The organism is Gammaproteobacteria bacterium (genome assembly GCA_033720895.1).
Lineage (GTDB): Bacteria > Pseudomonadota > Gammaproteobacteria > Natronospirales > JAJUFS01 > JAWWBS01.
In genome coordinates this window covers 1-18,836 of record JAWWBS010000043.1, presented here as the reverse complement: position 1 = coordinate 18,836, position 18,836 = coordinate 1, and the positions used below count along the sequence as shown (strand labels likewise).

At 60.9% G+C, this 18,836-nt stretch carries 14 protein-coding genes; 12 read left to right on the top strand and 2 right to left on the bottom strand.

What is annotated here, in order from left to right; genetic code table 11:
• Positions 1 to 113 precede the first annotated feature (113 nt).
• A complete protein-coding gene (rplQ, locus tag R3217_07390; GenBank protein ID MDX1455260.1) occupies positions 114 to 518 on the top strand; it encodes a 50S ribosomal protein L17 in 405 nt (134 codons plus the stop codon).
• A gap of 80 nt (positions 519 to 598) precedes the next feature.
• Here rplQ and R3217_07385 read toward each other — a convergent pair whose 3' ends face one another.
• Both R3217_07385 and uvrA read right to left on the bottom strand, forming a co-directional pair.
• Complete coding sequence (locus R3217_07385) at positions 599 to 2,371, bottom strand: SLC13 family permease (protein MDX1455259.1); 1,773 nt, start codon at positions 2,369 to 2,371, stop codon at positions 599 to 601.
• Between the two features lie 61 nt (positions 2,372 to 2,432).
• Positions 2,433 to 5,297 carry an excinuclease ABC subunit UvrA gene (uvrA, locus tag R3217_07380; protein ID MDX1455258.1) on the bottom strand — a complete coding sequence of 955 codons (2,865 nt, stop codon included), beginning with the start codon at positions 5,295 to 5,297 and terminating at the stop codon, positions 2,433 to 2,435.
• A 186-nt stretch (positions 5,298 to 5,483) separates the two neighbouring features.
• Between uvrA and R3217_07375 the strand changes: the two genes are divergently transcribed.
• The 11 genes from R3217_07375 to asnB form a co-directional block, all read left to right on the top strand.
• On the top strand, positions 5,484 to 6,692 hold the full coding sequence (locus R3217_07375; GenBank protein ID MDX1455257.1) for an MFS transporter: 1,209 nt from the start codon (positions 5,484 to 5,486) through the stop codon (positions 6,690 to 6,692).
• 272 nt (positions 6,693 to 6,964) lie between these two features.
• The gene (ssb, locus tag R3217_07370; protein MDX1455256.1) at positions 6,965 to 7,414 is read left to right on the top strand and encodes a single-stranded DNA-binding protein; all 450 of its coding nucleotides are present in this window, start codon (positions 6,965 to 6,967) and stop codon (positions 7,412 to 7,414) included.
• A gap of 59 nt (positions 7,415 to 7,473) precedes the next feature.
• Entirely contained in the window at positions 7,474 to 9,186 is a 1,713-nt protein-coding gene (locus R3217_07365) for a bifunctional sulfate adenylyltransferase/adenylylsulfate kinase (protein ID MDX1455255.1), read from the top strand.
• Positions 9,187 to 9,265: 79 nt separating this feature from the next.
• Positions 9,266 to 10,576, top strand: a complete 1,311-nt coding sequence (locus R3217_07360) for a nucleotide sugar dehydrogenase (GenBank protein ID MDX1455254.1) — start codon at positions 9,266 to 9,268, stop codon at positions 10,574 to 10,576.
• 15 nt (positions 10,577 to 10,591) lie between these two features.
• Positions 10,592 to 11,653: a Gfo/Idh/MocA family oxidoreductase gene (locus R3217_07355; GenBank protein ID MDX1455253.1), complete on the top strand. Its 1,062-nt coding sequence runs from the start codon at positions 10,592 to 10,594 to the stop codon at positions 11,651 to 11,653.
• A 2-nt stretch (positions 11,654 to 11,655) separates the two neighbouring features.
• Positions 11,656 to 12,240: an acyltransferase gene (locus R3217_07350; protein ID MDX1455252.1), complete on the top strand. Its 585-nt coding sequence runs from the start codon at positions 11,656 to 11,658 to the stop codon at positions 12,238 to 12,240.
• An 8-nt stretch (positions 12,241 to 12,248) separates the two neighbouring features.
• Positions 12,249 to 13,409 carry a DegT/DnrJ/EryC1/StrS family aminotransferase gene (locus R3217_07345; protein ID MDX1455251.1) on the top strand — a complete coding sequence of 387 codons (1,161 nt, stop codon included), beginning with the start codon at positions 12,249 to 12,251 and terminating at the stop codon, positions 13,407 to 13,409.
• 11 nt (positions 13,410 to 13,420) lie between these two features.
• On the top strand, positions 13,421 to 15,118 hold the full coding sequence (locus R3217_07340) for a glycosyltransferase (protein ID MDX1455250.1): 1,698 nt from the start codon (positions 13,421 to 13,423) through the stop codon (positions 15,116 to 15,118).
• On the top strand, positions 15,118 to 17,154 hold the full coding sequence (locus R3217_07335; GenBank protein MDX1455249.1) for a hypothetical protein: 2,037 nt from the start codon (positions 15,118 to 15,120) through the stop codon (positions 17,152 to 17,154). Before R3217_07340 ends, R3217_07335 begins: the two co-directional genes overlap by 1 nt.
• Entirely contained in the window at positions 17,151 to 17,843 is a 693-nt protein-coding gene (locus R3217_07330) for a class I SAM-dependent methyltransferase (protein MDX1455248.1), read from the top strand. The genes R3217_07335 and R3217_07330 overlap by 4 nt, the downstream gene beginning before the upstream one ends.
• Positions 17,844 to 17,930: 87 nt before the next feature.
• Positions 17,931 to 18,836, top strand: a 906-nt coding sequence (gene asnB, locus R3217_07325; protein MDX1455247.1) for an asparagine synthase (glutamine-hydrolyzing), incomplete at its 3' end; no start/stop codon positions are given.

Sequence of the window (18,836 nt, the reverse complement as noted above, 5' to 3'; positions counted from 1 at the left end):
GCACAGCATGGCCTGACGCTCGGCATGAAGCTGGAGAACTGGCCGCCGGCAAGCCTGCGTGCCGACAAGGCGTGAGCCTTCGTTAACCGAACTTACTGACAGGGTATAAAGCCATGCGTCATCGTAATACTGGCCGTCAACTGAGCCGCAACAGCACGCACCGCAAGGCGATGCTGCAGAACCTCGCCGCTTCCATTCTTCGTCACGAAGTCGTCAAGACGACGTTGCCGAAGGCCAAGGAAGTGCGTCGCGTGGTCGAACCGCTGATCACCATGTCCAAGGAAGACAGCGTCGCCAAGCGCCGCCTGGTCTTCGATCGCCTGCGCGATCGCGAAATGGTCACCAAGCTGTTCACCGACCTGGGCCCGCATTACAAGGAGCGCCCGGGTGGTTACCTGCGCATCCTGAAGGCCGGCTTCCGCGCTGGTGACAATGCGCCGATGGCGATTGTCCAGCTGGTCGACCGCGATGGCGGCGAAGCTGTGGAAGATGCGACTGGCGAGGAAGAAGCCAAGTAATAATCTTCCTTGCAGGGTTAAAGAAAAACCGGGCCACGTGCCCGGTTTTTTCATGCCTGGAATTAATCTTGCCGGAAAGTTCAGGACAGCGGCCATACCTGCGGGATGATGAGCATGGCAGTCACGGCCAGCACCGCGTTCAAGGGCAGGCCGAAGCGCAGGTAGTCCCCGAAGCGATAACCACCAGGCCCGTAGACCATCAGGTTCGTCTGGTAGCCAATCGGCGTGGACAGGCTGGCGGATGCAGCAAAGGCAATGGCCACCGCAAAGGGCATGAAGTTCAGGCCGGCCGATGCGGTCATCGCATGAGCGATCGGGAACATCAGTACGGCAGCTGCATTGTTGGTCAGTACCTCGGTCAGCAGCACGGTACTGACATAGATCGCGAGCAGGATGCCTAGCGGATTGTTGCCGGCCAGCCCCAGCAGTCCATAGGCGAGTGATGCTGCTGCGCCCGTGCTTTCCAGTCCTGCACCCAGTGCAAAAGCAGCGGCAATGACGACCAGTACATCGATGTCCAGGCTGCGGCGTGCTTCGCCGCCATCAAGGCAGCGTGTAACAACCATCAGGCCGGCGCCGGCCAGCGCCGCATGCAGGATTTCCAGCAGCCCCAGTCCGGCGCTGGCTACCACGCCAGCAAGAATGGCCCAGGCCAGTCCTGCGCGTTCGTGATTGGGCGTTACTTGTCCTTCCAGTGGTTTAACCAGCAGGAAATCCCGGGTGCCGCGGTTCCGTTCCGCAAAACTGCGGTCCGATTCGAGGAGCAGGGTGTCGCCCGGATGCAGGGTGATGTCGCCGATCTTGCGGTTGATGCGCTCCCCCTCGCGGGATACGGCAATGACCACGGCATCGAAACGCTTGCGGAAACCGGAGGCCTTTACGGTCTTGTGCACGAAGCCTGCGTTGCGACCGATCACCACCTCGTAAAGTGCGCGTGACGAACGATCTGCGTCGAGTTTGAAGACCTGTTCGGTTGCCGGCACCAGTCCCTTGATCTTCTGAAGGTCGGCAATCGAATCCACGATTCCGGCAAAGACCAGGCGGTCATTCTCCTGCAGGAGCTCTTCCGGGTCGACCGCCGGCAGGACGGTGTTGGCGCGGTCGAGCTCGATCAGGAACAGGCCGGGCAGGTGGCGAAGGCCGGCTGCCTCGATGCTCTGGCCGACCAGCGGCGAGCCTTCCTCGACCAGCATTTCGACCGTGTATTCGCGCGTTGCGGCGAGCTGTTCCTTCGAGGATTTCCGCTTTGGAAGGAGTTTACGCCCGAACAGGAACACGTAAATGAATGCAATGAGTGCAGAGGGCAGGCCAAGCCAGGCCAGCTCGAAGAAATGAAAACCGCTACCCGTCTCCTCGAGCAGCAAGCCATTGACGATCAGGTTGGTGCTTGTGCCGATCAGCGTCATCGTGCCGCCGATGATCGCGGCATAGGACAGCGGCAGCAGGAAGCGCGACGCAGAGAAGCCGTTCTTGCGCGCCCAATCCGTGATTGCGGGAACAAAGGTTGCCACGACCGGCGTGTTGTTCATGAACGCACTGAGCAGCGAGACAGGTGCCATGATGCGAAGCTGCGCGACTCGTTCGGACTGTCCCCGGCCAAACAGCCTGCCGGTAACCAGCGCAATGGCTCCCGTGTTGCGCAGACCGGCAGCGACGACATACAGGGCTGCAATCGTTATCACGCCGGGATTGGAGAAACCTGCCAGTGCCTGTTTCGTATCGATGACACCGAGCAGCAGCAGCAGGGTCATGGCCCCGACAAAAATGGCTGCGGCGGAAATTCGAGTGAATACCAGTGCCAGCAACACGACGCAGGTCGTTCCGGCGGCAATCATTGCATCGAACGTGAGCATGCTTCTCCTGCCTGTGACGGGACTTCACAGGAGTATACATGCCGAGCCGCGAGGGAAAGACCTACTTGCTGGCGCTGCGTTTCCCGCGGGCGGCGTTGCCTTTGCCGGCCGGCAGCAGATGCTTGAGGAAGTAGCCGGTATGGGACTGCTCCATTGCCGCGATGCTTTCCGGCGTGCCCTCGCCCACCAGCGTGCCACCGCCGTCACCGCCGGCCGGGCCCATGTCGATGATCCAGTCGGCTGTCTTGATCACGTCCAGGTTGTGTTCGATCACCACGACGGTATTGCCATGGTCGCGCAGCCGATGCAGCACGGCGAGCAACTGTTCGATGTCATGGAAATGCAGGCCGGTGGTTGGCTCGTCCAGGATGTAAAGCGTCTTTCCGGTGTCACGCTTTGACAGCTCGCGAGACAGCTTGACGCGCTGCGCTTCACCGCCGGACAGGGTGGTAGCGTTCTGCCCCAGCCGAACGTAAGAGAGGCCGACATCCATCAGGGTCTGCAGCTTGCGGGCAATGGTCGGCACGGGCGCGAAGAACTCGAGCGCGTCCTCGATGGTCATCTCGAGGACCTCGTGGATGTTCTTGCCCTTGTAGCGGATATCCAGTGTCTCGCGGTTGTATCGCTTGCCTTTGCAGATGTCGCAGGGGACATAGATGTCCGGGAGGAAATGCATCTCCACCTTGATGACGCCATCGCCCTGGCAGGCTTCGCAGCGACCGCCCTTGACGTTGAACGAGAAACGACCCGGCTTGTAACCACGGGCCCGTGATTCCGGTGTTTCGGCAAACAGTTCGCGAATCGGCGTGAACAGGCCGGTATAGGTGGCCGGGTTGGAACGCGGGGTGCGGCCGATGGGCGACTGGTCGATATCGATGACCTTGTCGACCTGGTCGAGACCCTTGATGCCCTTGCAGGGCGAAGGCTCCGCCGCCGAGTTGTAGAGTTCCTTGGCCGCGGTCTTGTAGAGCGTGTCGTTGATCAGGGTGGATTTGCCCGATCCGGAAACACCGGTCACGCAGGTCATCAGGCCCAGCGGGATGTCGATATCGACGTCCTTGAGGTTGTTGCCGCGCGCACCCTTGATCGAGATCTTCTGGTCCTTTTGCGGCGGGGTACGCATGTCGGGCACGGCAATGGCACGCTTTCCCGACAGGTACTGGCCGGTCAGCGAGGCGGAATTCCTCTCGACATCCCGGGGCGTGCCCTGGGCAACCACGGTACCGCCGTGCACGCCAGCGCCCGGCCCCATGTCGAGCACGTGATCGGCCTGGCGGATGGCGTCTTCATCGTGTTCGACCACGATCACGGTATTGCCGAGGTCGCGCAGCCTCGTCAGCGTGTCCAGCAGGCGCTGGTTGTCGCGCTGGTGCAAGCCGATGGAGGGCTCGTCGAGGATGTACATCACGCCGACCAGGCCGGAGCCGATCTGGCTGGCGAGACGAATGCGCTGGGCTTCGCCACCGGACAGCGTTTCGGCACTGCGGTTCAGGGTCAGGTAGTCGAGGCCGACATCGACCAGGAAGGTCAGGCGATCGGAAATTTCCTTCACGATCTTCTTGGCGATTTCGCCACGACGCCCTGGCAGCTTGAGCCTGTCGAAGTAGTCGCGCGACTTGCCGACCGCCATCGCCGAAATGTCCGGCAGCGACAGCTTGCCGATATAGACATGGCGCGCTGCACGGTTCAGGCGCGTCCCGTCGCAGGACGGGCAGGCCTGAGTGGAAAGGTACTTGGCCAGTTCCTCGCGAACCATGCTGGACTCGGTCTCGCGGTAACGGCGCTCCATGTTTGGCAGGATGCCTTCGAAGCGGTGCTTGCGTGGCGAGGTGCGGCCGCGCTCGTTGAAATAATTGAACTCGATCTTCTCTTCGCCCGAGCCATGCAGCAGCACATCGCGGATGTCCGGCTCGAGATCCTCGTACGGTGTTTCTACATCGAAGTCGAAATGGGCGGCCAGCGACTTGATCATCTGGAAGTAGTAGGCATTGCGCTTGTCCCAGCCGCGAATCGCGCCGGCAGCCAGTGACAGGTGCGGATGCACGACCACGCGGTCAGGGTCGAAGAACTGCTTCATGCCCAGGCCGTCACAGGTCGGGCAGGCACCGACCGGATTGTTGAAGGAGAACAGCCGCGGCTCCAGCTCGCTTAGCGAATAGCCGCAGATGTTGCACGCAAAGCGCGAGGAGAACACCAGCTCCTCGCCACTGCCTTCCATCGGCACGACCTTGGCCACACCATCAGCCATGGCCAGGGCCGTCTCGAAAGACTCGGCAAGGCGTTGCTGCAAGTCGTCACGGACCTTGAAGCGATCGACCACGGCTTCGATGGTGTGCTTCTTGCGCAGGTCCAGGGTTGGCGGCTGGTCAAGGTCGACCACCTCGCCATTGATCCTGGCGCGGATGAAACCCTGCGCGCGGAGGTCGGCCAGCACCTGCACGTGCTCGCCCTTGCGATCGGCGATCACCGGCGCCAGCAGCATCAGCTTGGTCCCCTCGGGCTGCTCCAGCACGTGGTCCACCATCTGGCTGACAGTCTGGGCCTCGAGATCGGTGTCGTGGTCGGGGCAGCGTGGCTGGCCGGCGCGCGCGAACAGCAGGCGCATGTAGTCGTGGATTTCGGTGACCGTGCCGACCGTCGAGCGCGGGTTGTGCGACGTCGACTTCTGCTCGATGGAAATGGCCGGCGACAAGCCCTGGATGTCATCGACATCCGGTTTTTCCATCATGGACAGGAACTGGCGCGCGTAGGCCGACAGCGATTCCACGTAGCGTCGCTGGCCCTCTGCATATACCGTGTCGAATGCCAGCGACGACTTGCCCGATCCGGACAGGCCCGTGATCACGATCAGCTTCTCGCGTGGCAGGTCAACGTCGATGTTCTTGAGGTTGTGGGTCCGCGCGCCGCGGATATGGATAGTGTCCATGCATGAGCTCTTTGGGTAAGCGAACCTGATATTATACGCGTTCGGACTAATTCGGCGCAAAGCCATCCTGGGCGCCGGCCGACCGGGGTCGGACGGCTTGGCAGTGACCTGATATGATGCGCCGAGTTCCAGGCCGGTGCTCGTCCTCGCCGGCCGACGGCCCGCATACCTACGGCAGCAACAAGAATGTCATCCCAACCACCCTTGGCAGCATCCGGCGCGCAGGCGCATGAAAAAACCCATTGGCTCGGCGTTACCACGCTGGCGGGTACGCTGGGCCTGCGCATGCTGGGCCTGTTCATGGTGCTGCCCGTGCTGGCCTTGTACGTGGAGCGCCTGCCGGGCGGAACGGCCCTGCTGGTGGGGCTGGCGATGGGCATCTATGGCCTGACCCAGGCTGTCTTGCAGCTGCCGATGGGCTGGCTGTCCGACCGTATCGGGCGCAAGCCCGTGATCGTCGCTGGCCTGTTGGTGTTCGCCGCCGGGAGCCTGCTGGCATGGCAGGCGGAAACCGCCTTCTGGCTGGTGATGGGTCGTGCCCTGCAGGGTGCAGGCGCCATTTCGGCCGTCGTAACAGCCCTGGTGGGAGACCTGACCGCACCGGCGCTGCGGACCCGCGCCATGGCCCTGATCGGCATATCCATCGGTTCGGCCTTCCTGCTCGCGTTTATCGTAGGGCCCTTGCTGGCCAGCGTATTTGGCGTAGACGGCCTGTTCCTGCTGACCGCCCTGCTGGCAACCCTCAGTATCGTGCCCTTGCTCTGGCTGGTGCCGGATACCGTGCCGGCCGCGCGGTCCTCTGACCGGCGCAAGGGCCTTAGAAGCGGGCTCATGGCGGGCAGGGCGGTCATGCCGGAGGCACTGATGGCCCTGCTGCTGCATGCCTTGCTGACCGCTGTGTTCCTGGTCGTCCCGGGCCTGCTGGTCGAGCGACTGGGATTGCCGGTGGGGCAGCATGGCCAGGTTTATGCACCGATCATGCTGGCCTCCCTGTTGCCGCTCGGCCTCCTCATGCTGATCCAGGAACGTCTTCATTCCCGGCTGGCGCTGGGCCTTGGCGTGGTGTTGCTGGGCCTGGCCCTGGGCTTGTGGTTGCTCGGCGGCAACTGGCCGGTCTATGCCGGCCTGCTGTGCTTCTTCGGCGGATTCAACTTCGTCGAGGCCCACCTTCCGGCGCGGGTCAGCCTGCGGGCTGAAGCGGCCACGCGGGGCGCTGCCATGGGCTGGTATTCCACCGGGCAGTTTGCCGGGGCTTTCGTGGGCGGCCTCGGTGGTGGAATCCTGCTGCAACACCTCGACGGGGCCTCGCTGCTGGTGGCCGGCATCCTGCTGACCGTGCTGTGGCTGGTGGCACTGCTTGTCGGGCAATGGAGAGGCCGCCAGGCCGACACCTGACCTTGCCCCGGACCGGCCCGGCGGGTTCCGGGCGATTTCTGGAGTGCTTGCCGTACCTGGCGTCTCTATATCCCTAGAAATGCGGATTGCTTGTCCGTAAAATTCCGCGCGCGAATTTGCCCCCCGAGGTCCAATTTTTCCCTTATCGCGGCAAATCTTCCATGTTTCGGGGGCTTGAGTCCGGTAGAATGGTCGCTTCGCCTGCCGTTGCGATGCTCTCGTGGCGCGCGGGGTTAATTTTTTTCAAAATCAACGAGTTGAGAGGGTTCAGCATGGCAAGGGGAATCAACAAGGTCATTCTCGTCGGCAACCTGGGCGCAGATCCGGAGACGCGGTATTCCGCCAATGGCAATGCTGTCACCAAGATCCGGGTGGCAACGTCCGACCAGTGGAAGGACAAGCAGACCGGCGAGCAGCAGGAGCGCACCGAGTGGCACAGGATTACGGCGTTCGGCCGCCTTGCCGAGATCATGGGCGAGTACCTCAAGAAGGGTTCCCAGGTCTATATCGAAGGCAAGCTGCAGACCTCCAGCTACGAGAAGGAAGGCCAGACGCATTACTCGACCGACATCATCTGCAATGAAATGCAGATGCTGGGTGGTCGCGGCGGCTCGGGCGGTGGTGACTTTGGCGGCGGCGGTGCCCGTCCGCAGTCCTCTCCTTCGAGCAAGCCGGCGCCGGCAAGCGGTGGTTCCGATTTCGACGATGACATTCCCTTCTGAGGACAAGTGTCAGCGCACCACGATGACTATCACGCACCAACCCTGGACTATTCGAACCAATGACTGATCTGATCAAGCCTCATGGAGGCGAGCTCAAGGAGCTCTTTGCCTCGCCCGACGATATTGGCACCCTCAAGACTGAAGCCAAGCAGTTGCCATCCTGGGATCTCACGGCGCGACAGCTGTGCGACATCGAACTGCTGTTGAATGGCGCGTTTTCGCCACTCGATGGTTTCATGCGAGAAGCTGATTACGCGGCCGTTCTGAAGGACATGCGACTGGCGGACGGCACGCTGTGGCCGATGCCGGTCACGCTGGACGTGTCGCAGGAGTTCGCGGACCAGTTGAAGACCGGCCAGCGCATCGCCTTGCGCGATCCCGAGGGCGTGCTGATTGCCGTGATGGATGTCGAATCGCTCTGGTCGCCCGACAAATCCGCCGAGGCGAAGCAGGTGTTCGGTTCCGATGACCAGGCGCACCCGGCAGTCCACTACCTGCACAACATTGCAAACCCGGTTTACGTGGGTGGTCGCCTGCACGGTGTGGAATCGCCGGTGCATTACGATTTCCGCCACCTGCGGGACACGCCGCGGGAAATGCGCGACAAGTTCGCCAAGCTGGGCTGGAACAAGATCGTGGCCTTCCAGACTCGCAACCCGATGCACCGTGCGCACCAGGAGCTCACGTTCCGCGCTGCCCGCATGGCCGAGGCCAACCTGGTGATCCAGCCCGTGGTGGGCATGACCAAGCCGGGTGATATCGACCACTACACCCGCGTGCGTTGCTACGAACACCTGATCACGCACTACCCTGAAAAGAGCACCATGCTTTCACTGCTGCCGCTGGCCATGCGCATGGGCGGTCCGCGAGAGGCGGTGTGGCACGCGATCATTCGCAAGAACTTCGGTTTCTCTCACCTGATTGTCGGCCGTGACCACGCGGGTCCGGGCAAGAATTCGGCCGGTGAGGATTTCTACGGTCCTTACGATGCCCAGGAGCTGGTGACGAAGTTCGAGGACGAGCTCGACATCAAGATGATCCCCTTCCAGATGATGGTCTACGTGAAGGAACGTGCCGAGTACGTGCCGATTGACGAAACCCGCGAGGGCGAGACGGTACTGAACATTTCCGGCACCGAGTTTCGTCGGCGCCTGCAGGAAGGGCTCGACATTCCGGAATGGTTCTCCTTCCCGGATGTGGTCGAGGAGCTGCGCAAGACGCACCCGCCGCGGCACGAGCAGGGCTTCACGGTTTTCTTCACCGGGCTTTCCGGCTCGGGCAAGTCGACCATTGCCAATGCCTTGATGGTCAAGCTCATGGAGCTTGGCGGCCGCCGCGTCACGATGCTGGATGGCGATCTCGTTCGAAAGCACCTCTCCAGCGAGCTCGGCTTTTCGAAAGAACATCGCAACATCAACATCGAGCGCATCGGCTACGTGGCCAGCGAGATCACCAAGAATGGCGGCACGGCCATCTGCGCACCGATTGCGCCTTATGCGGCGACCCGTCGGATCGTGCGCGAAATGATCGAACCGCTCGGTGGCTTCATCGAGGTACATGTGGCCACGCCACTGGAAGTCTGCGAGGAGCGTGACCGGAAGGGCCTCTACGCCAAGGCGCGCCAGGGGATCATCAAGGAATTCACCGGCATCAGCGATCCCTACGAAGAGCCGGAAAACCCGGAAATGCGCATCGATACGCGCGACATGTCGCCCGACGAAGCGGCGCACGCCATCATCCTGAAGCTCGAGAAGTACGGCTTCGTGCGCTGATGGCGGGTCGGAGTCGCGACTGACCGGATTCAGCCGTGGCAGCAGTGTCAACGAATTGAAAAGTTAACTGGAAACCAAGATGGATCAGCTTGAAACGCTTTTGAAGAAGATGAACGACCGGGAAGCGGTGATCGGCATTGTCGGCCTGGGTTATGTCGGCCTGCCGCTGATGCTGCGTTACTCCGAAGTCGGCTACAAGGTCGTGGGCTTTGATGTCGACGAGGAGAAGGTCAGGAAGCTCGAAGCGGGCGAGACTTACATCAAGCACATATCCTCGGATGCGATTCGTGGCGCCAATGCTGCCGGCTTCGAGGCGACAACGGATTTCTCGCGCGCACGTGATGTCGATGCGTTGATCATCTGCGTGCCCACGCCGCTGAACAAGTACCGCGAGCCGGATCTCAGTTTCGTGGTGAATACGGTGGAAGCCCTGGAGCCCCATCTGCGAGCCGGCCAGGTGATGTCGCTGGAGAGCACGACCTACCCCGGAACCACCGAGGAAGAATTGCTGCCCAGGATCGAGCGCAATGGCCATGTGGTCGGCAAGGATTACTTCCTGGTGTACTCGCCGGAACGCGAGGACCCGGGCAATCCTGATTTCACGACGCGCACGATTCCCAAGGTCTGCGGCGGGCACAGCGAAGGCTGCCTGAAAGTGGGCGAGGCGCTGTACGGCCAGGTCATCGACAAGGTCGTGACGGTGAGCTCGACGCGGGCTGCCGAGATGACCAAGTTGCTGGAAAACATCCATCGTGCCGTCAATATCGGCCTGGTCAACGAGATGAAGGTCGTGGCCGATCGCATGGGCATCGACATTCACGAGGTCATCGATGCGGCGGCAACCAAGCCGTTCGGTTTCGTGCCCTACAAGCCGGGCCCCGGTCTCGGCGGTCACTGCATCCCCATCGATCCCTTCTACCTGACGTGGAAGGCGCGCGAGTACAACCTGCATACCCGCTTCATCGAGCTGGCTGGCGAAGTCAATTCGGCCATGCCCGAGTGGGTGATCGGCAAGATTGCCGACGCATTGAATCGCAAGCGCAAGGCCATCTATGGCAGCAAGGTTCTCGTGCTGGGAATCGCCTACAAGAAGAACGTCGATGACATGCGCGAATCGCCGTCGGTGGAGATCATGGAGTTGCTGGAAGAGCGCGGCGCGGAGGTTGCGTACTCCGACCCGTACGTGCCGGTCTTTCCGAAGATGCGCGAGCACCATTTCGACCTTTCCAGCGTGGCGCTGGATGCCGAGACGATTGCTGCTTTCGATTGCGTGGTGCTCACCACCGATCACGACGATTTCGACTACGCACTGATAGAGAATTCGGCCCAGATCATTGTCGATACGCGCGGCGTTTTTGCTGCCGACAAAGACAATGTCGTCAAGGCCTGAGGCAGGGACAGGAACATGAGCAAGCAAAACACGCCGATTACCGACCGCAAGATCAAGTGGGCACTCGTGGGTTGCGGCCGCATTGCCGACAAGCATTTCGAAGCCATCGAGAAGCACGCCGACAATATCGATCTCGTCGCGGTATGCGATGACAATGCCGACGCCTTGAAGAAGGCGGTGGACCGCACGGGTGCGCGCGGCTTTGCCGATTATGACGAAATGCTGCGGGACTCGGGTGCGGATGTGGTTTCGATCACCACACCGTCCGGCCTGCATCCCGACCAGACCGTTGCCGCAGCCGAGGCCGGCCTCCATGTCGTGACCGAGAAGCCGATGGCAACGCGCTGGGCGGACGGCAAGCGCATGGTCAAGGCCTGCGATCGCGCGGGTGTGCACCTTTTCGTGGTCAAGCAGAATCGCCGCAATGCGACCTTGCAGCTGCTGAAGCGAGCCATGGAGAAGGGTCGCTTTGGCCGCATCTACATGGCCAACCTGAACGTGTTCTGGACACGTCCGCAGGAATACTACGACGCAGCCTCATGGCGCGGCACGTGGGAATACGATGGCGGCGCGTTCATGAACCAGGCCAGCCACTACATCGACCTGCTTACCTGGATCATCGGTCCGGTCGAAAGCGTCTATTCGCAGACCGCGACACTGGAGCGCAACATCCAGGCCGAGGACACCGGCGTGATCAGCCTGAAATGGCGCTCCGGCGCGCTCGGCTCGGTGAACGTGACCATGCTGACCTACCCGAAGAATTTCGAGGGTTCGATCACGATCATCGGCGAGAAGGGTACCGTCAGGGTCGGCGGTGTGGCGGTCAACGAAGTGCAGCACTGGGAGTTCGAGGACTCGGATCCGGATGACGAGCTGGTCAAGCAGTCCAGCTACGAGACGACGTCGGTCTATGGCTTCGGTCATCCGCTCTACTACGAGAACGTGGTGGACGTGCTGCGCGGCAAGGCCCGGCCGGAAACCGATGGTCGCGAAGGTCTCAAGTCGCTGGAGCTGTTGATTGCGTCCTACCTTTCGGCACGTGACAAGCGACCGGTCTCCCTTCCGCTGGAGTACTGAGCATGGGATACACCAGGCACGAAACCGCGATCGTGGATGACGGCGCAAGGATCGGCGATGACAGCCGCGTCTGGCACTGGGTTCACGTCTGCGGGTCTGCGGTGATCGGCGAGCGCTGTTCGCTTGGCCAGAACGTCTTCGTGGCGAACAACGTGACGATCGGCAACAACGTCAAGATCCAGAACAACGTGTCGGTCTACGAGGGTGTGGTCCTGGAAGACAACGTCTTCTGCGGCCCGAGCATGGTTTTTACCAACGTGCGCACGCCCCGTTGTTCGTTCCCGCGCAACGACAGCGGTGCCTACCACGAGACCCGTGTCCGTCACGATGCCAGCATCGGGGCCAACGCGACTATCGTTTGCGGGGTGACGATTGGCGAGTGGGCCTTCATTGCCGCCGGCGCCGTGGTCAATCGTGACGTGGAGCCTTACGCCATGATGGCCGGTGTCCCGGCTCGTCGCATTGGCTGGGCGTGCCAGTGCGGTACTTCCCTGCCGCGCTCGGAAGGCGAAACCGCATGCCCGGATTGCGCACGTCGTTATTCAATATCAGCAAGCCGTTGTGAATTCCTCGGCGAGAGCGAGTAGCAGAAATCATGCAGTTCATCGATCTTGAAGCGCAGCAGAAACTGATCCGTGCAGACGTCGATCGCCGCATCGCCGCCGTGCTCGATCATGGCAAGTACATCATGGGTCCGGAAGTTGCGGAGCTCGAGGAGGTGCTCGCGGAGTATGTCGGTTCGGAGCACGCGATCTCCTGCTCGTCGGGCACCGACGCCCTGGTGATGCCATTGATGGCGCGAGGTTTCGGGCCCGGCGACATTGTCATCACCTCGCCCTTTACCTTCATGGCATCGGCGGAAGTCATCTCCCTGCTGGGCGCCACACCGGTGTTTGTCGATATCGATCCGGTCACCTACAACATGGACCCGGATGCGCTCGAAAAGGCGATTGAAGCCATTCAGAAGGGCGATCGCAGCATCTACCCGCTGCCCGAGAATCTCGATTTCGAGAACTCGCGCCTGGCGGCAGTGATTGCCGTCGACATGTTCGGCCTGCCAGCGGATTACCCGCGGATCGAAGCGATCTGCAAGGCGCATGATCTCCTCCTGATCGAGGATGCCGCGCAATCTTTCGGTGGCGCGATCGGCGACGCCCGCAGCTGTTCTTTCGGCCATGTTGCAACGACGAGTTTCTTCCCGGCCAAGCCCTTCGGTTGCTATGGCGACGGCGGCATGATCTTCACGAACGACGCCGACCTGGCCGATGTCATGCGCAGCATCCGCGTGCATGGCAAGGGCGAGGACAAGTACGACAACAAGCGTATCGGCCTGAATGCCCGTCTCGATACTCTGCAGGCCGCCATCCTGCTGGCAAAGTGGGAACTTTTCGGTGACGAGGTCGATGCGAGGCAGCGCATTGCCGACCGATACGCATCGCTGCTCGCCAGCGAAGTGCCGGCCGTCACGCCGCCGGCGACGCCGGAAGGATTCAGCAGCGCCTGGGCGCAGTACACCATTCGTTGCGGCGGTCGACGTGCCGATTACCAGGCCGCGCTTTCCGACGCAGGCATTCCCAGCGCGGTTTACTATCCGTCACCACTGCACCTCCAGACGGCTTATGCACAGTTGGGTTACGTGAAAGGCAGCCTGGCAGCTTCCGAGGAGGCATCGGCAGATGTGCTGAGCCTGCCGTTCGGTCCCTATTTGCGTGACGAGGACATGGATAAGGTCGTCGCCTGTCTTGCCCGGGTGTGAGTGACATCGCCATGACATCCCCCGGCCAGCAACAGGAAGGCCAGCGCCGCGTCTGCATGTTCGTGTACAACACGTTCACCCACGACGCGCGCGTGCACAAGCAGGCATCGACCCTTGCCGCCGCCGGTTACGCGGTAACGGTTGTGTGCCTCAGGGCTGATGACTTGCCGGTCGAAGAGTTCAGGGCGGGTTATCGAATCCTCAGGGTCGAGCGTCTTCCCTGGCACATCCGCGCCATACGCGCTGTCAGCTCGATGGCCCCCCTGGCGCGCCTGGTCGGCATGCTCAAGCGAGGCCTGCGCCGTGTTTTTTCCGGTGCGGGTCGACTGCTGCGCATTGATCGCCTGGTCGCCTGGGTGCGACGCCGGTCCGAACGGGCTGGCAAGGATTCCAGGCCGCTCGGAGAGCGGGGCTATGCCGATCTCGGGCTGCTCGAGATCGTGCTCGGCATAATCGGCCTGCCCCTGTTGCCCCTGATCCTGCTGCACCCGATGGTACGTGAGCGGCTGGGCCTGGCCATGCAACGATCGACCGGCCTGCGTGGACGCTTCGAAGCGCTGGTGCTTTTCAGCCTCAAGGCGGCGCGGCTGGTGCAGAAGAAGATAGTCTCCATCCTGCGGCGTGCCTGGCGCCTGGCACGCGCCTTGCTGCGCAAGTCCTACGTCTTCCTGGTCAAGCGACCCGTCAAACTGATGGCGTCCTGGTTGAAGCGGCAGATGGGCAAGCTGCTGAAGTTCTTCCTGATGCCTTTTCATCGGCAATTCTGTTTCCTGGATTTCTACGCCCGGTCGGTCGATGCACTCGCAAACGAGCGCTTCGATGTCTACCAGGCGCATGACCTCAATACCATGCCGGTAGCGTGGCACCTGGCCAGGAAGTTCGACAAGCCGCTGGTGTACGACTCCCATGAGTATTATCTCGAGCGGAACATGCAGCACCGCTACAGCTGGCTTGGCAAGTGGTTGAGACAGCGCATGGAACGCAGGTTTGTTCGTGCGGCTGCGGCCAACATCACCGTGAACGAGTCGATTGCCAAGGCGCTTGGCAGGCAATACGGTGTTGATGATTTCCATGTCATCATGAACACGCCATCCGGCAAGCGCTTCGAAAATTCCGACCAGGTGAAATTGAAGGAAGCGCTTGGCATCGATGAAGGACAGACAGTCGTCCTGTATCTCGGTGCCATCACGTTCAACCGGGGCCTGAAGCAGGCAATCAGCAGCATGAAGTTGCTTGATGAATGCCATCTCGTGCTAATGGGCCCGGGCCAGCCCGCTTTTCTCGACGAGCTGAAGCGCTGGGCGGCCGACGAAGGCGTTGAAAGCAAGGTGCATTTCTTCGGTCCGGTGCCGAGCGAGGAAGTCACGGCCTACGCGGCCAGTGCCGATATCGGCATCGCGCCGATCGAGAATGCCTGCCTCAGTTACTATTATTGTTCGCCGAACAAGGTCTTCGAGTACATCCTTTCCGGCCTGCCCATCGTCGCGAGCGATTTTCCCGAACTCAAGAAGATCGTGTCGAGTTACGATGTCGGCTTGCTGTTCGATCCGGAATCTCCGGAAAGCATCGCCAGGGCAATCGACAAGGTAAGAACGGATCATCAGTTCCAGGCGAATGTCATCAACAACATGGATGCTGCTGCTCGTGCCTTCAATTGGGAGAGCGAAGGCCGCAAGTTGCTGGATATCTACGAGGCTCTGGAAACCTGATGTCGGTCAGCGACGCATATTTCAGGTACCTGGACCACTTTGGTCGGACCGTCACCTTGCGTGATGCGGCCGATGCCGAGGGCGATTTCATTGCCCTGCGCCATGATGTCGACCATGACATCGACATGGCCCTGGAGATGGCGTACTGGGAATCGGAACGCGGCATTCGTTCGACCTACTTCATGTTGCACAGCGCCGATTACTTCGCTGCGGACGGCTTTCTCGATAAGGCCATGCAGATACAGGCATTCGGTCATGAAGTCGGCCTGCACCTGAATTTCCTGGCGCAGTGGTATCGCGGCGAGATCGAGGATCCCGTGAGCGAGCTGGACAGGGTGCTTGGCGATTTACGCCAGGCGGGCCTGAATGTATCGGGCGTGTCGGCACACGGTGACAAGACCTGTTACGAGGCCGGTTTCATCAATTACTGGATGTTCAGCGACCTGCGGCCGCGGGATGCAGCCAGCGAGTCCGGCCTGAGTGCCGAAGGCGTTCCAGGAAACGATCCGCGGTTTTCCATCGACTATCCGTCGACAGGCAAGTTGACGAGGGAAGATGGCAAGGTCCTGGAATTCTGGCAGTCCTCCTTTTCGGCGCACGGCCTCGATTATCACGCCACGCATCTGAACAACGATCGGTATTTTTCCGACAGTGGCGGCAACTGGACAAGAAGTCCGGACCCCTTGCTGGAAGACCTGTCGACGGGGCGCCACCAGGTGCTCATGCACCCCATACACTGGATGGCAGAACCGAAGCGTCATTTCTTCTATTCGACGGCACGCAGCGGCAGCAAGTGGCTGGCAACCCTGCTCGACAAGGCGACCAGCCTGGAAGCGCGCCACGAGTATGCCTTGAATCACCAGCTGGTGAATGGCGAGGCAATGTTCCGCAAGCACACCGGTCCCGGCTTTCGCGAGCTCCAGTTCGACCGGGGTCGCGTGAAGGCCTTGTTGGGAGACTACGGCGACATCATCAAGGACAGGCCGCTTGACCAGGCCGAGGTGAATGTCTACCTGGAAGAATTCCGCGACCTCGTGGAAGAAACCTTTCCCGAGGCAAGGGAATTCCACCTGGTACGCGACCCTGCCAGTGTTGTCCGGTCCATTTACGATCGCGAGTGGTACCGCGCCGATATCGATACCAATCACAAGCAGCCTGCGGCAGGCGAATGGCAGTCGCTCGATGCGTTTGCTCGTTGCTGCTGGTATGTCAGGGATGTCCTGGAAAACCTGGATGATCTCGATGCTCGCAGAGTGCGCCTGGAGGAAATCAGCCAGGGAGCAGACGCATTCAGCGATGCGATGAGGCGACTGGGCATTCCGTTCTATCCGGAGCTCCTCGAGCCGGCCGACTTCGACCCGTTGAACCGGAACAAGCGCTGGGTGCTTGGAGAATACGCCGAATGGTCGTTCCGGAATCGATGCGTATTCCTCGCGATCCTGGGATCACTGCGGACCCGGCTCGGTTATCGATCGCTGCAGGGCCGCCTCGTGTCGAAGCTGATGGCCGGGATCGGCCGGCTGCTGGTGCGCCGGTCGTTTCGCGAGCCCGAGGAGACCGGCAGGGAGCAACTTGATTTCGACCACCGGCTCGAGCTTGAGCTGGATGCCAGCCGATACTTCCCGGTTGGCGGGAGTCTGTCGACCGATCGGGAGCCGGCCCGCTTTGCACCGAATGGTGAACGCAATGCATTGCTGATATTCGGTGGGAGCCGCTGGGGCAAGGCGGTAAGGAACTGCGGCTGGCCTGTCGAGCACGGCATGCATTTCGCAGTCTCCCTCAGGGCCGGCATTTCAGCCGGCCAGGAAGCGCGGCTTTATCTCCTGTACTACGATGCCGAGGGAGGCATCGCCGAACGCAAGCTCGCCGCTTACATCCGCAGCGAAGCCGAAATGATCGAGGTCCTGGACCGTCCACCCTCCATCGCGGAATTTGTCGATGTCGCACTGTTTTCCAGCATGGATGAGCAGCCTGCGGAAATTACGCTTACCGATATACGACTTGCCTGGGCAAGCAACGAAGAGAACAGACCATGAAATACGATCTCTATGACAATCCACAGGATGCGCTTGAAGCAACGAGCGAATTCTATGCCAACCAGCAGGGATTCCAATATACGGAAGAACTCGTGGAAAAGTGGATTTCGCAACATATAAAGGTGCCGAAGAAAGGCAGGGTTCTGGATCTGTGTTGCGGCGATGGAATCTGGTCCCGCGGTTTCCAGATCGTGAACCCCGAGCTCGAACTTTTCGGTATCGACATTGCGGCGGGCGGTATCGAGAAAGCCAGGAAGCTGCTGGGTGCGGATGACTCGCACTTCGTTGTTGGCGATGCAGAAGCCGGCCTGCCATTCGAGGACGGGTTTTTCGACCTGATATTTGCGCGCGGACCCGGGCTTTACAACCAGCACGAAATGAATCGTCCTGCGACCATCAAGGTCATCGAGGAGTGGCACGAGAAGCTTTCGCCTCGCGGCGTTTTCTACTCCATTTTTGCTTCGAACCCCAGGAAGATGGGGACCTACACGGATATGGAGGACGCAGTGCTTCCGTTCAATCGCAGCCCTCGCAAGACGGAGGCGGTTGATTTCACGGGTGGCAAGTATCACCACACGGTCACTTCGTTCCTCGAACCGTTCTGGAATGCCGATGGCGTGAAGATTGTCCGGTACATGTTCTTCAACAATCTTCACTACCTTGCAACAACTCGCAAGAAGCCGGATTAGCATCCCGGTCCGTCCTGTACTTCGGGCGCCTTGTCTTTCTGCAGTGGGCAATGTCGCGAGTCGGGACAATGACCAGGTCAATGACGAATGTGCGGAATAGTCGGTCAATATCATTTTGGAGAGTACTCTCGGTCCGAGTCCGAGCGGCGGGTGCTTTCCATGGCACGCAGCCTGCATCACCGTGGGCCGGATGCCGAGGGGCTCATGCATTCCGGGCCGGCAGTGTTTGGTCATGCCAGGCTGAAAATCGTGGACCTGTCCGACAGCGCCAACCAGCCGATGCGGGATCGCTCCTGCATGCTGGTATTCAACGGGGAAATCTACAACTACAGGGAATTGCGCGACGAGCTGTCGGCGCGATACGACTTCAGGACCAGTAGCGATACCGAAGTCATCCTTGCGGCTTACCAGGAATGGGGCGAAGGCTGTTTCTCGCGTTTCAACGGGGACTGGGCCATTGCGATTCTCGATGCGTCGAGCCGTCGCCTGGTGCTGGCCCGGGACCGGTTCGGCATCAAGCCGCTTTACTTCCATCGAACGGACGGCTCGCTGTCGTTCGCTTCCGAAATCTCGGCGTTGGTCGCCGGCGGGGTGGTTCCGGAGATTTCGAGAGATGACCTGCTGATGTCGATGCGGCTCAGGAAGAATGAATTCCACGGCCGCACGCTTGCCAGCAACATCCATGTCGTGCGGCCGGGGTGTTTCATCGCCCTTGATGAAGATGGCAGCGTGGACGAGCACCGTTATTACGACGACAGCGCGCTCGTGGAAAGCGGGGAAGCACTGTCCGGCGATGACTTGCTGGAGCGTTTCGACCATTTGCTCGTCGATTCGGTGGCGCTTCGCTACCGTGCAGACGTGCCGGTCGGCGTCTGCCTCTCCGGTGGGCTGGATTCCACCTGCATCGTTGCTGCGGCCCGGAGGGCCGGCAAGGAAGTGGTGACCTTCTCGGCGGGCTTTCCGGGCGAGGCGGCGGACGAGTCGGAATACTTC

What these genes read in the sequence shown, in the direction of transcription:
- rplQ (MDX1455260.1), top strand. Translation starts at nt 114, where the DNA reads ATGCGTCATCGTAATACTGGCCGTCAACTGAGCCGCAACAGCACGCAC.
- R3217_07385 (MDX1455259.1), bottom strand. Translation starts at nt 2,371, where the DNA reads ATGCTCACGTTCGATGCAATGATTGCCGCCGGAACGACCTGCGTCGTG.
- uvrA (MDX1455258.1), bottom strand. Translation starts at nt 5,297, where the DNA reads ATGGACACTATCCATATCCGCGGCGCGCGGACCCACAACCTCAAGAAC.
- R3217_07375 (MDX1455257.1), top strand. Translation starts at nt 5,484, where the DNA reads ATGTCATCCCAACCACCCTTGGCAGCATCCGGCGCGCAGGCGCATGAA.
- ssb (MDX1455256.1), top strand. Translation starts at nt 6,965, where the DNA reads ATGGCAAGGGGAATCAACAAGGTCATTCTCGTCGGCAACCTGGGCGCA.
- R3217_07365 (MDX1455255.1), top strand. Translation starts at nt 7,474, where the DNA reads ATGACTGATCTGATCAAGCCTCATGGAGGCGAGCTCAAGGAGCTCTTT.
- R3217_07360 (MDX1455254.1), top strand. Translation starts at nt 9,266, where the DNA reads ATGGATCAGCTTGAAACGCTTTTGAAGAAGATGAACGACCGGGAAGCG.
- R3217_07355 (MDX1455253.1), top strand. Translation starts at nt 10,592, where the DNA reads ATGAGCAAGCAAAACACGCCGATTACCGACCGCAAGATCAAGTGGGCA.
- R3217_07350 (MDX1455252.1), top strand. Translation starts at nt 11,656, where the DNA reads ATGGGATACACCAGGCACGAAACCGCGATCGTGGATGACGGCGCAAGG.
- R3217_07345 (MDX1455251.1), top strand. Translation starts at nt 12,249, where the DNA reads ATGCAGTTCATCGATCTTGAAGCGCAGCAGAAACTGATCCGTGCAGAC.
- R3217_07340 (MDX1455250.1), top strand. Translation starts at nt 13,421, where the DNA reads ATGACATCCCCCGGCCAGCAACAGGAAGGCCAGCGCCGCGTCTGCATG.
- R3217_07335 (MDX1455249.1), top strand. Translation starts at nt 15,118, where the DNA reads ATGTCGGTCAGCGACGCATATTTCAGGTACCTGGACCACTTTGGTCGG.
- R3217_07330 (MDX1455248.1), top strand. Translation starts at nt 17,151, where the DNA reads ATGAAATACGATCTCTATGACAATCCACAGGATGCGCTTGAAGCAACG.